Raw genomic sequence first — 12547 nt, forward strand, 5'->3', positions numbered from 1 at the left:
GCGCTCAACGTGCCGCCGCCGTCCGGGAGGGCGCCTGACCGCGGAGTTCCATGGCCTGGAATACCCGGTCATGGGCCAGGTTCCGGGCGGCGACATGGGGCGTCGTGCCGGAGCGCGCCGCGTGCTCGAGGACGGACGCCACGTTGGCCCGCATCTTGGCGCTGACCGTGGCGAAAACCTTCTCCGTGTCGACAGGGAACGGGGAGAGTCGTGCGTCCATGGAATGCGCCGCGGCGATTGCCCCGCCGGCGTTGGCGATGAAGTCGGGGACGACCGTGACCCCGCGCTGGTCGAGCTCCTGCAGGGCAGGCGCCGTCACCGGCATGTTGGCGCCCTCGACGATCAGCTTCGCACTGATCCGCCGCGCGTGGGTCGGATGGACGACGTCCTGGAGCGCGGCCGGGACGAAGATCTCCGCCGGAGCGGTGATCGCGTCCTCCGGGGGGCGCACCGACCCGTAGGCTGTCACACAGCCGTCCCCGTGCTCGGCGGCCAACGCATCCAGGCGGGCCAGGTCGATGCCGTCCGGGTCGAGCACGGCGCCGTCCACCGTCGACGCCGCGACCACGAGGGCACCGAGAGCGGTGAGCCTGTGGGCCACCGCCCGGCCGACCGCGCCGAACCCCTGGATCGCGACACGTGCCCCGGGTAGCGGCAGACCGATCCGCGCGGCGGCCGCGTCGGTCGCCTCCGCCACACCAAAGCCGGTCACGCCGAGCTGGTCGTACGGGAGTCCGCCGAGCTCGCGAGGAAGACCGACGGCGACCCCGCGCGAGTCGAGCTCGTCGACGAAGATCGCGGCGTCCCGCTCGGTGAGCCCCATGTCGAGCCCGAAGACGTACTCCGCGGGCACCTCGTTGGCAAGGGCGCGCGCGAAGGCGCGTAGTTGCTTCTCCTTGTCCGGGCCCTGCGGGTCGCCGAGCAGACCCGCCTTGGCGCCTCCGTGGTACAGGTCCACCGCCGCCCACTTCCAGGTCATCGTCCTCGCCAGGCGCATCACCTCGGAGACGCTCAGCGTCGGGCTCATCCGGGTGCCGCCCTTGCCCGCGCCCCGGGCCGTGTTGTCGATGACCAGGACACCGCGCATTCCTGAGCGGTGGTCGGAGACGCAGACCACCTTCTCGGGGCCCCAGTCGTCGACCGAGGCGAGGATCTCTGCATGCATGTCGTTAGCGCTTCCTTACGTTGTAGGTGATCAGCTCCTGACGAGCGAGGCGCCGTCCCGGACACCGGACCGCTCGGTCACCATCCGGGCCAGGGCGCTCGCCGACGGCGACCCGTGCCGGACCACCTGGACCAGGGTGCGCAGGAGCACGGGGTTGAGCATCATGCCCCGGTCCGCGTCGTCGCGGCCTGGAGGAGCTGGGTGAGGTGGACCGCTGGCCGGTCGGCCAGGTCGCGCAGCTGGGTGCGGCACGAGAACCCGTCGGCGAGCACGATGGCGTCCTCAGGGAGGGAGCGGACCGCAGGGAGGAGCTCCAGCTCGGCCACCTGGACGGACAGGTCGTAGTGCCCGCGCTCCATCCCGAAGTTCCCGGCCAGGCCGCAGCACCCGCCGACCTGGACCACCTCCGCCCCGGACCGTGCGAGCAGGGCGGCGTCGGCCTCCCAGCCCATCACCGCGTGGTGGTGGCAGTGGGGTTGTGCAAGCACCGTCGTGCCTGTCAGGTTCGGCGGCTCCCAGTCCATGGAACTGAGCAGCTCGGCCACGGTGCGGGTCGCGAGCGCGACGTCGCGGGCGGCCTGCGTCCCCAGCAGCTCGACGGCGTCGCGCCGCAGGACTGCTGTGCAGGAGGGCTCGATCCCGACGATCGGCGTTCCCGCGAGTGCGTGCGGCAGGAGCAGGTCGACCGTGGACCCGAGCCGTTCCCGGGCGTGGTCGAGCTGACCGGTCGAGATCCAGGTCAGCGCGCAGCAGGCCGACGGCGAGGAAAGCAGCGGTTGGAAGCCGGCCGACTCGAGCAGCCGGATCGTTGCCTGTCCGGCCTCGGGGGTGAAGGTGTCGGTGAAGGAGTCGACGAAGACGACGACCGCCCGGGTGGTGGCCGATCCCGGCGTCGACGGCGCGGGTCGGGACCGGTACCAGGACCGCAGCGTCTGCGGAGCGAATGGCGGTACCCCCCGGCGGGGATCGGCGCCGGCTGCGGAGAGGGCGAGACGGCGGGCGGGTGCGAACCTGAGTAGCTGGTTCAGCAGGCGCGGGATCCTGCGGCCGAGCCGGAGCCACTGCGGCAGTCGGCCGAGGGTGTAGTGGCTGCGCGGCCGCAACCGGCCGCGGTAGCCCTGGTGAAGCACCTCCGCCTTGTATGTCGCCATGTCCACCCCGGAGGGGCAGTCGGACGCGCACCCCTTGCAGGCAAGACAGAGGTCGAGCGCCTGGTGCAGCTCGGCCGACCGCCACCCGTCGCTGAGATCTCCGCGCATCAGCTCCTGGAGGAGTCGCGAGCGGCCGCGGGTGGAGTCGCGCTCGTTGCGGGTAGCCCGGTACGACGGGCACATCACCTGGCCAGGACCGTGATGGGGCGCTCGGCAGCTCCCGACGCCGGTGCAGCGGTGCACCGCCTGAGCCAGGTCACCGCCGTCCTTCCGGTAGCCGAAGGCGAGCTCTCCGCGGGGCGGTCTGCTGACGGCGAGTCGCAGGTCGTCGTCGAGCCGGGCGGGTGTAACCAGGACGTTCGGATTCAGCAGGCCGGTCGGATCGAAGATGGACTTGACCCGTGCGAACAGGTCCAGGACCGCGGGTGAATAGAGGGCGGGCAGGAGCTCGCTGCGGGCCCGGCCGTCACCGTGCTCGCCGGAGAGGCTGCCGCCGTAGCCGACCACGCACGCTGCTGCCTCCTCCAGGAAGGTGCGGAACCGCGCGCGTCCGTCGCCGGTCACCAGGTCGAAGTCCAGGCGCACGTGGATGCAGCCCTCGCCGAAGTGTCCGTACGGCATCGCGGTCAGTCCGTGGTGGTCGAGGAGCCGCTCGAAGTCACGCAGGTAGGTGCCGAGGTGCTCCGGTGGCACGGCGGCGTCCTCCCACCCGGCCCACGCCGGCTTGCCGGAAGGAGCACGACCGGCGAGGCCAGCGCCGTCGGCCCGGATTTTCCACATCCGCGCGGCGTCGGCAGGGTCGCTCAACAGCACGTGGTCTACCGGGGCGACGTCCTCGACGAGCGCCCGGGCCCGTGCGTGCAGGTCGGTGCGATCGTCGCCGGACAGCTCGACGAGCAGCCAGGCGTCGCCCCGGGGCAGTGGCGGGACCCACCCTGACCCGATCCGGGCGCGGACCATGTCGACGATCCGGCGATCGAGACCTTCGCAGGCGGTGACCCGGTGCGCGAGGATCGCCGGTACGGTGTCGCCCGCCTCGGCGAACCCGCTGAACCCGAGCACGGTGAGCACCCGCTCTCGAGGAACGGGGGTGAGGTCGACCTCGGCCTCGGTGACGATGCCGAGGGTCCCTTCGCTGCCGACGACGAAACCGGTGAGGTCGAAGCCGTGCTCGGGGAGGAGTCGGTGCAACGCGTACCCGGAGATCTGTCGTGGGAACCGGCCGAGTTCGGTACGGATCGCTGCCAGGTCGGACCGGACCAAGTCGGTCAGCGCGGCACGTCCGGTCTCGAACCCGCGGTGTGTCGGTCCGTCGGCGGTACGGCGGGTGTTGACCGTCTCCCCCGAGGCGGTCAGGAAACGAAGGCCGCGGACGTTGTCGGCCGTCCGCCCGTGGGCTACCGAGCGAGACCCGCAGGAGTCGTTCCCGATCATGCCGCCGATGGTGCAGCGGCTGGCGGTCGACGGGTCGGGTCCGAATCGGAGGCGGTGCGGGTCTGCTGCTGACTGGAGGACGTCGAGGACGGTGCCAGGCTGCACGCGAGCGGTCCGAGCAACCGGGTCGAGGTCGAGAACGCGGTTCATGTGCCTGCTGAAGTCGACGACGATCCCCGGTCCGATCGCGTTCCCGGCGATCGAGGTTCCGCCGCCCCGGGCGGTGACTGCGGTTTCGAGGCTGCGCGCGACCGCCAGCGTGGCGGCGACCTCGTCGTGGTCGTGGGGCCGCACGACTGCCGCGGGCCGGACCCGGTAGAGCGACGCGTCGCTGGAGTAGGCGGCCGTGTCGACGGGCGCGTCGAGTACGTCCCGGATCCCCGTGGCGCGGAGTGCGTGGGCGAGATCCCGACTGTCCGGCTCGTGGTGTGGCATCGCGACGCCCCCTGGAATTGATCGAACGATTTATCGTGAACACAATCTGGCGGGCCGCGCGGCCCGTCGTTCGACCGAACCGGGACCATGCACAGGCGGAAGCGCCGCGCGGCTCAGTAGAATCCGCGTCCCGATTTTCGGCCCAGGAGTCCAGCAGCGACCATTCGGTTGAGCAACGGGGGAGGTGCGTACTGCGGCTCCTTGAACTCCTCGTACATCGAATGGCCAATTGCTTCCACTGTGTCGAGTCCTATCAGGTCGCACAGGGCAAGAGGCCCAATTGGGTGGCCACAACCAAGGGTCATCGCACGGTCAATGTCCTCAGCCGTCGCACCACCCGCCTCGTACATCCGTACGGCTGCGAGCAGGTAAGGGACGAGCAGCGTGTTCACGAGGAAGCCAGCTCGATCCTTGGCCAGAACGGGGGACTTTCCCAACACGTTCAGCACGAGATCTTGCATGCGCTCGACCAGCGATGGCGCTGTAAGCACCGAGGGGATGATTTCCACCAGGCGCATCGTCGGAACTGGGTTGAAGAAATGCAGGCCGATCACATCCTCGGCGCGGCCCGAAGCCGTCCCGAGATGGATGATCGGCACTGAGGAGGTGTTGGTGGCGAGGACGGTACCTGGAGTCGTCACCTGGCCGAGCTCACGGAAGAGTTCGACCTTCAGGCTCTGGACTTCGGGCGCCGCTTCCACGATGAGATCGCATTCCCGGAGATCAGAAAGTGTGGTGGTTGCGCGAATTCGATCCAATACCGGAGCGACAGCCTCATCCGAGGCTATGGTGCCGGCTTTCGCGGAGTACCGGGCCAGCGAGGTCCGCAACCGTTCGACTGCGGACCCACAGGCAGCGTCATCGATTTCCACCAGCACAACGTGGAGACTCCGCTGTGCAAAGACCTGAGCGATGCCTGAGCCCATGACGCCACCGCCGATGACTCCGACCACTGACGGCTCCATCAGACGAACTCCACGCCTTGGGCGAGTGGGAGGTCAGCGGAGTAGTTGACGGTGTTCGTTGCCCGTCGCATGTAGCTCTTCCAAGCGTCCGAGCCCGACTCGCGTCCGCCGCCGGTCTCCTTCTCGCCGCCGAATGCGCCCCCGATCTCGGCGCCGGACGGTCCGATGTTCACGTTCGCGATCCCGCAGTCAGAGCCAGCTGCCGACAAGAAGCGCTCGGCCTCGCGCACGTCGGTGGTGAAGACAGAGGAGGACAGGCCCTGGGGCACGTCGTTCTGGAGCCGTACCGCCTCGTCGAAGTCCTGGTACGTGAGCACGTAGAGCAGCGGTGCGAACGTCTCCTGCCGGACCACCTCGGTTTGGGCGGGCATCTGCACGATGGCCGGCCTGACGTAGCAGCCGGAAGCGCTCTCCACGACGCGGGTACCACCGGTGAGTACGGTGCCGCCGTCCGTGACGGCCTGGCTGATCGCGTCGTCGAAACCGGTTCCCGCAGCGTCGTCCACGAGCGGGCCGACGAGCACCGCCGGGTCGAGAGGCGAGCCGATGGGCAACGACTTGTAGGCACTCATCAGGCGAGCGACCAACTCGTCGCGGACGGACTCATGCACGATCACCCGGCGCAACGAGGTGCACCGCTGCCCGGTGGTCCCGACGGCCGAGAAGACGATGCCGCGGACGGCGAGGTCGAGGTCCGCCGACGGCGCGACGATCGCGGCGTTGTTCCCGCCGAGTTCGAGGAGCACCCGTCCCAGTCGAGCGGCCACCCGTGGTGCGACTGCCTTCCCCATCCGAGAAGAGCCGGTGGCGGAGACGAGCGCCACGTCCGGGTGGTCGACGACGACCTCACCGGCCTCCGAGGTGCCCAGGGCGAGTGTCGCGATGCCCGCCGGGGCGCCGACGCGCTCGCGCGCCAGCTCGAGCAGCGCGGACACGGCGACAGCGCTGAGCAGGGTCTTCTCGGACGGCTTCCAGACGACCGTGTCACCGCACACCAGTGCGATCGCCGCGTTCCAGGACCAGACCGCGACCGGGAAGTTGAAGGCGGAGATCACACCGACGACACCGAGCGGATGCCACTGTTCCATCATCCGGTGGCCTGGCCGCTCGGTGGCCATGGTGAGGCCGTGGAGCTGGCGGGACAGGCCCACGGCGAGGTCGCAGATGTCGATCATTTCCTGGACCTCGCCACGACCCTCCTCAAGGATCTTGCCGGTCTCGATCGTCACCAGCGTGGCCAGGTCCTCCTTGTGCTCGCGTAGCAGGAGCCCGAGCTGGCGTACGAGTCCGCCACGGACTGGCGCAGGCACCGAGCGCCAGGTGGCGAAGGCGGATCGCGCGTCTTCGATGCCGCTCATCACCTGGTCCCGTGGTTGCGAGCGGATCCGGCCGAGCTCGCCGCCGTCTATCGGCGACCGGCAGACCAGGTCGCCGTCGTCTGCGAACGGGTCCGTTGCTCCGAGCCGTCGGAGGATGTCGGTCGTGGTATCGCGCAGGTCGGTCATCGGGGTCAGGGTCCTCGTTCCTGGCGCGGAGGTGGTCGGGGCGGAGCGGATCAGGTCGTCCAGAACAGGTCGCGGGTGTTGCCGCCGAGAAGGCGCTCGAGCACCGGCTCATCGAGGCCGAGGCCGCGCCACTCGTCGATGACGCGCGCGAAGGGCATCACCGGCCAGTCGGTGCCGAAAAGCACCTGGTTGGTCAGCAGCTTGGGCAGGTACGTGAAGAGCACCTCCCAGCCGGTGCCCCGCTGACCGACGTACCGGGGGGCCAGGCCGCCGAGTTCGAGGTAGACCGTCGGGTGCCGCCGGGCGACGGCGCAGAACTCGTTCACCCAGGGCCAGCCGGAGTGGCAGGCCATGAGCCTCAGGGAGGGGAAGTCGCATGCCACCTGGTCGAGGAGTTCGGCCCGCTCGTGGCGCATGGGGCTCATCCGCGAGTAGTTGATCCCGGTGTGCAGGGCGACGACCAACCCGAGTTCCTCGGCCCGGGAGTAGACCGGGTACAGCCGCCGGTCGTCGATGTCCATGTTGAAGAATGTCGGCTGGATGTTGACGCCGAGCAGGCCCATCCGGTGGATCTGGTCGACCTGCCGGGCCGCAGCGGTCGGAGTCTCCAGCGGCAGGTCGATGGTGCCGACACCGCGAAACCGCTCCGGGAACCTCGTGACCAGTGCTGCGACCGCCTCGTTGAGCTTGGCCGCGTCGGCTCTGTCCTCGTACTCTGCATGGATCACCGCCCGGGAGACCGACGACGCGTCAAGGTCGTTCATCAGGACGTCGAAGGTGCCCGCCGCGGTCTTCGCCGACAGGTCGAGTACGCGGTCGTACTGCTCGTGGAGGAGTGGCGAAGAGCTTCCGGGGGCACGGCCCCTCAGATCCTCCGGCAGGCGGACCCGTGCGTCAATCAGCTCCATCGGCGGACCTCAGTTCCTCAAATTTTGATCGGTCGTTCGAGAAGTTAAATTGATCGGGCGCTCGACTGTCAAGCGGTGGCCCCACCTGCTGAGAATTAGGCGAACGTTCGATAGACTTTGAGGGTGACGACCACCAATAGTGCAGACGACCGGGCGGTCAGGACCGTGCTGGGCGACATCCCGGCCACCGAGGCCGGGCATGTCCAGCCGCACGAGCATGTATTGTGCGATATGTCCGGTATCGTCAAGCCGTGGGGGGTGGATGCGGTCTGGCCGGCCACGGCGGCCGCTGACCGTCCCATGAGCCGTGTCGCCGCCGAGACTCCGGCGTCAGCGCGATACCTGATCGACGCGCCGATCACCCTGGAGACCTACGACCGGATCCGTCGAGACGTGGTCAACCGGGATAACCTCCAACTGACCAGCGTGGACGACGCCGTTGAGGAGATGAGTCGGTACCGCGCCGCGGGCGGCGGTACGGTGGTGGACTCGTCCGCGATCGGGATGGGCCGTGACCCGGTCGGTCTGGCGTCCGTTTCCCGGGCGAGCGGAGTCAGTATTGTCATGGGCAGTACCTACTACACGCGCCAGTACCACCCGCCCGGGCTCGACGACCAGGACGTCGAGCAGATCGCCGACGCGATCGTCCGGGACGTTGAGGTGGGCGTCGGCGACACCGGGATCCGAGCCGGGATCATCGGAGAGGTCGGGCTGAGCCACCCTGTCCATCCCACGGAACGGAAGGTTCTCGACGCAGCCTGTCGCGCCCAGATCCGCACCGGGGCGTGTCTTCAGCTTCACCCCGGTCGTGACCCGAGGGCACCGATCGAGGCGATGTGCGCAGTGGCCGATCTTGGCGGCGACCCGAGCCGGACGATCATCTCCCACGTCGACCGGACGATCTGGGAGCCCGCCGCGCTGCGCGAGCTGGCCGGGACCGGTTGCTACGTGGAACTCGACCTCTTCGGCCAGGAGTCCAGCTACTACGCCTTCAACTTGGACGCGCGGCGCCCCAACGACCGGAGCCGTATCGAGTGGGTCCTCGACCTCTTCGACGCCGGACATGCTGACCGGCTACTCCTGTCGCAGGACATCTGTCAGAAGGTGTACCTGCGCAAGTACGGTGGCCCCGGATATACGCACATCCTGGAGAACGTGATCCCGCTGATGCGCCGGATGGGCCTCCAGGAGGAGCAGATTCGGATGCTCACCCACGACAACCCAGTCGCAGCACTCGGAATGGAGATGGGCGCCTGATGGGCTCGCAGGCAGAACGACAGACGTCGACGCGCCGGGCGCGGGCAGCCGGGAGCAAGCGGGTGCGCTCAGAGCAGACCGAGCTCAACCTCTTGCGCACCTCGGTCTGGCTCTTCTCCGAGCGCGGCTTCCACGGCACGGGGATCCGGGACATCGCCGACGCTGCCGACGTCGCGGTCTCGGCGATGTACTACTACGCCGCCTCCAAGGACGAGCTCCTCGAGAAGATCATGGTTCGGTCGCTGACGGTGCTCAACGACGCCGGACACGCGGCGGTCGCCGATGTCGACGACCCCGCCGAGCGACTCGCCATGCTGGTCGGTTCACACGTCGCGTTCCACACCAGCAACCCGCGTGCCGCCCGGGTCACAGACCACGAGTTCCGAGCCCTCTCCGGCCCGACCAAGCGCCGTGTGCTCAAGATGCGCGACTCCTACGAGAAGCTCTGGGCGGAGACGATCGACGCCGGCGTCGCTGATGGCACCTTTGCCGACCGTGGACCGACAGCTCGGCTGGCGCTGCTTCAGATGACCACCGGCATCGCGCACTGGTACAACCCGCGCGGTGCCCTGACAGCGGCGGACCTCGGGGCGGACTTCGCGACGATGGCGTTGGCTCTCCTCGGGGCGAGCCGCCACGGTAAACCGGTTGACTTCGCGAGTCTGGAGCTCGGGGCGCCGTCCGTGCTCAGCGAGCGGATCGACCTCAGCATCGAGCCGCGCTCGAAGCCGAAGGGCCTCTGAACGGCTGGGAGGGGCTGGCCCGGGATGCCCCCGGACAGGCCCCTCCGTCGTGCCGGCGTGTTCAGCCGAGTGTTTCCTCCACCTCGGCCAGCGCCTCCTCGAAGACCCCGACGAACCAGGCGCAGTCCTCCCGGGTCAGCACCATCGGCGGCTTGATCTTGATGACGTTGTCGTCTGGTCCGTCGGTGGAGACCATCGCGCCACGTCGCTTGACCGCCTCCTTGAGGGCCCGCGCATGCGCGGGCGCAGGGACCCGGTCCTCCTGGCTCAGCTCGATCCCGATGAACAGGCCCTGGCCTCGAACGTCACCGACGAGCGGGTGGCTGACTGAGGCCCGGGTCAGACCCGCCATGAGCTCGGCGCCGCGATCGACGGCGTTGGCCTGCAGCCGTTCGTCGCGGAGCACGTCGAGAACGGCGAGCCCGACCTCCGCGGCGACCGGGTTGCCGCCGAAGGTGTTGAACCACTCCATGCCGGTCTCGAACGAGCGGGCGATCTCCGGGGTGGTCACCACCGCGGCGAGCGGGTAGCCGTTGCCGAGCGGCTTGCCGAGGGTGACGATGTCGGGGACGACACCCTGGGTTTCGAAGCCCCAGACGTGGCTGCCGACCCGGCCGAGGCCGACCTGGATCTCGTCGGCCACCGTCACGGCTCCCTCGGCCCGTGCCAGGGCGAACGCCTCCTGGAGGTAGCCGGGAGGGAGCACGATCTGCCCGCCACAGCTCTGCAGCGACTCGACGAAGAGGGCTGCTGGTCCCCGGCTGATTCCGCGGATCGAGTGCAGCTGCTCGGCCACAGAACCGGCGTACGCCACGCCCTGGGCGGTGGGCGGCAGGTCGCGCAGGCGGCCCCGGTACATGTCGGGGAGCTCGCAGACCCACGTGCCAGAGGGCTGGCCGAGACCACCGGCCCGGTTGAACTTGTACGGGCTCAGATCGATCTGCGATGTCAGGTTGCCGTGGTAGGCATGATCGAGCACGAGCACGTCCCGGCGGCCGGTGTGCGCGCGGGCCAGTCGGAGAGCCAGGTCGTTCGCCTCCGATCCCGAGTTGACGAAGAAGCACACGTGCAGCGGGTCCGGAAAGAGCTCGATGAGCCGGCGCGCGTACTCGACCATGGACTCATGTAGGTAGCGGGTGTTGGTGTTGAGGACCTTCGCCTGGTCGGTGGCGGCCGCCACGACCCGCGGGTGGCAGTGGCCGACGTGGCAGACGTTGTTGACCAGGTCCAGCCACCGGTTCCCGCCGCGGTCGAAGAGGTGGGCACCCTCACCGCGGACGACGCGGACGGGATCGGCGTAGGAGAGGCCGAGGGCCGGACTGAAGTTGGTGCGCCGACGACGGATCAGTCCGCGGTCCTCCCGGACCGGGCGTTTGCGTGCCGGCCGGCGGTCACCGACGAGCAGGTTGGGGTCCGGGTGCACACTCCGCCAGAGGTCGAACTCCACGGCCGGCACGGCGGGGACGAAGCCGCTGCCCCCGTGGGCGGGCAATGTGTGGAACTGCACGCGGACGACGCCGTGCGGAAATTCGTCGACTGCCCAGGCCGGGGCGGGCGCGGGTGCGGCGTGCCCGAGGAGGGTCCCGGCGTGCACAGTGGTCCCGACGGCAGGAGGGGCGTCGCCGAGGTCCAGTCCGCTCACGGCCAGGCACAGCTCGATGCCGTCGTCGCTCCGGTGGCGGAGCATCACCTCGTCCTTGCCGACAGCGACGACAGTGACGTCCAGCGGAGCGGAAACCGCGGCGCCGGGCAGGACCGGGATGCCGCGGTCTACATGCACTGAGCCTGGGTCGCTCGCGGTCGTGGCGCCGTAGGGGTGGCCGAGGTCGGCTGCCAGCCGATCGACCGCCGCGATCATCGGCGCCGGACGCGCGCGGCCGGACTCGAAGTACTGCCGGATCGTGCGCGCGGCGGGGACGGCTTCGAAGCCGAGCGGATCGCGCACCCGGCTCCGGAGTATGTCGGCGTCCGTTCCCGCCAAGGAGGCCAAGGCGGCCTCGACTCCGGCCTGGCTGATCAGGAGGTACTCGTTGCCGGGGGAGCGGGCGAACTGATGGGCCGACATGGTGATGCTGGTGGCCAACCGCAGCTGCACCAGCGGCACGAGTACCTCGAGCTCATCGGCCTGGAGCGGGTTGGTGCGGTGGTAGCCGGCGACGAGCGGAACGATGGCGTCCGCAGGGTCGGAGAACCCCTGCAGAGCGTAGGCGCAGGCCACCGCAAGCTCGGTGATGCGCGGCACCCGAGCCACGTCCCCGAAGTCGATGAACCCCCACACGGTCCCGTCGGGCCCGAGGATGATGTTGTTCTCGTTCACGTCGTGGTGGATCACTTGGTGCGGAAGTGCGTCCAGGGCGGGCTCCACCTCGGTCACATGCCGGTCGAAGACCGGGCGGACCAGGTCGCGGATCTCGTCCCGCACCTCTTCGACGTGCGCCGCGACCTCCTTCGCAGCGGTGATCCGCCAGAGCAGGTCGCTCCGTCCTTCGGCCGCATGGGTGAAGTCGGCCAGTGCGCGGTCGAGCGTTCCCAACCGCGCGCCGAGGTCCTCCAGCCGTGCCGGCGTCGCGTCGGCTGTAGTCCACGGTGAGCCGCTGATCCAGGTCAGGAGACGAACTGGGCGGAGTCCGTCGACCCAGACAGCGTGCGCGACCCTCGTGCCGGGGGTCGTCTCGACCGGTGCCGGGACCGCTGCTCCAGCGAGGCCGGAAGCAAGGTGTAGCAGCACCTGGTTCTGCATGTCGAGGACGGCGAGATCGGTCGCCGGGTGGTGGAGCTTGAGCACGTGGCGCTCTCCGGCGCCGGACTCGATCAGGTAGTTGAGATCCGACTCCCCATCGAGCCGACGGGCACTGCCGTGAACTCCGAAAACGGTCGCGGCGACGGTGGCCGCCAGTTCCTCGTGTGTCTTCATCCCGGGGCCTCCTGAGCCAAGGTATTGGTCAAACGTTCGCTCAAAAAGTGCAGGACGTCAAAGCCGCGAG

The 12547-nt window shown here is 69.2% G+C and carries 9 protein-coding genes; 2 read left to right on the forward strand and 7 right to left on the reverse strand.

The window, feature by feature from the left end; genetic code table 11:
* Nucleotides 1-4: 4 nt before the first annotated feature.
* The 6 genes from T328_RS02690 to T328_RS02715 all read right to left on the reverse strand — a co-directional run bounded on the left by T328_RS02690 (nt 5) and on the right by T328_RS02715 (nt 7563).
* Nucleotides 5-1165 (reverse strand): Glu/Leu/Phe/Val family dehydrogenase, encoded by a 1161-nt coding sequence (locus T328_RS02690; protein WP_496494159.1) that lies wholly within the window; start codon nt 1163-1165, stop codon nt 5-7.
* 30 nt (nt 1166-1195) lie between these two features.
* A complete protein-coding gene (locus tag T328_RS02695) occupies nt 1196-1330 on the reverse strand; it encodes a hypothetical protein (protein WP_496494160.1) in 135 nt (44 codons plus the stop codon).
* On the reverse strand, nt 1327-4185 hold the full coding sequence (locus T328_RS02700) for an FAD-binding and (Fe-S)-binding domain-containing protein (RefSeq protein ID WP_496494161.1): 2859 nt from the start codon (nt 4183-4185) through the stop codon (nt 1327-1329). Before T328_RS02700 ends, T328_RS02695 begins: the two co-directional genes overlap by 4 nt.
* A 113-nt stretch (nt 4186-4298) precedes the next feature.
* Nucleotides 4299-5150, reverse strand: coding sequence for a 3-hydroxybutyryl-CoA dehydrogenase (locus T328_RS02705; protein ID WP_496494162.1), 852 nt, complete (start codon nt 5148-5150; stop codon nt 4299-4301).
* A complete protein-coding gene (gene amaB / locus T328_RS02710; protein ID WP_496494163.1) occupies nt 5150-6655 on the reverse strand; it encodes an L-piperidine-6-carboxylate dehydrogenase in 1506 nt (501 codons plus the stop codon). Before amaB ends, T328_RS02705 begins: the two co-directional genes overlap by 1 nt.
* Nucleotides 6656-6705: 50 nt before the next feature.
* Nucleotides 6706-7563, reverse strand: coding sequence for an amidohydrolase family protein (locus T328_RS02715; protein WP_496494164.1), 858 nt, complete (start codon nt 7561-7563; stop codon nt 6706-6708).
* Between the two features lie 123 nt (nt 7564-7686).
* On the opposite strand from T328_RS02715, the gene T328_RS02720 reads away from it, so the two are divergent.
* Entirely contained in the window at nt 7687-8820 is a 1134-nt protein-coding gene (locus T328_RS02720; protein ID WP_496494165.1) for a phosphotriesterase family protein, read from the forward strand.
* Complete coding sequence (locus T328_RS02725; protein WP_496494166.1) at nt 8820-9563, forward strand: TetR/AcrR family transcriptional regulator; 744 nt, start codon at nt 8820-8822, stop codon at nt 9561-9563. Before T328_RS02720 ends, T328_RS02725 begins: the two co-directional genes overlap by 1 nt.
* 61 nt (nt 9564-9624) lie before the next feature.
* Here T328_RS02725 and T328_RS02730 read toward each other — a convergent pair whose 3' ends face one another.
* Nucleotides 9625-12477: an aminotransferase class III-fold pyridoxal phosphate-dependent enzyme gene (locus T328_RS02730; RefSeq protein ID WP_496494167.1), complete on the reverse strand. Its 2853-nt coding sequence runs from the start codon at nt 12475-12477 to the stop codon at nt 9625-9627.
* Nucleotides 12478-12547: the final 70 nt, after the last annotated feature.

It is taken from the genome of Streptomyces sp. CNX435 (genome assembly GCF_059570575.1).

Coding starts and splice junctions, on each gene's coding strand:
- T328_RS02690 (WP_496494159.1), bottom strand. CDS start 1,165: ATGCATGCAGAGATCCTCGCCTCGGTCGACGACTGGGGCCCCGAGAAG.
- T328_RS02695 (WP_496494160.1), bottom strand. CDS start 1,330: ATGATGCTCAACCCCGTGCTCCTGCGCACCCTGGTCCAGGTGGTCCGG.
- T328_RS02700 (WP_496494161.1), bottom strand. CDS start 4,185: ATGCCACACCACGAGCCGGACAGTCGGGATCTCGCCCACGCACTCCGC.
- T328_RS02705 (WP_496494162.1), bottom strand. CDS start 5,150: ATGGAGCCGTCAGTGGTCGGAGTCATCGGCGGTGGCGTCATGGGCTCA.
- amaB (WP_496494163.1), bottom strand. CDS start 6,655: ATGACCGACCTGCGCGATACCACGACCGACATCCTCCGACGGCTCGGA.
- T328_RS02715 (WP_496494164.1), bottom strand. CDS start 7,563: ATGGAGCTGATTGACGCACGGGTCCGCCTGCCGGAGGATCTGAGGGGC.
- T328_RS02725 (WP_496494166.1), top strand. CDS start 8,820: ATGGGCTCGCAGGCAGAACGACAGACGTCGACGCGCCGGGCGCGGGCA.
- T328_RS02730 (WP_496494167.1), bottom strand. CDS start 12,477: ATGAAGACACACGAGGAACTGGCGGCCACCGTCGCCGCGACCGTTTTC.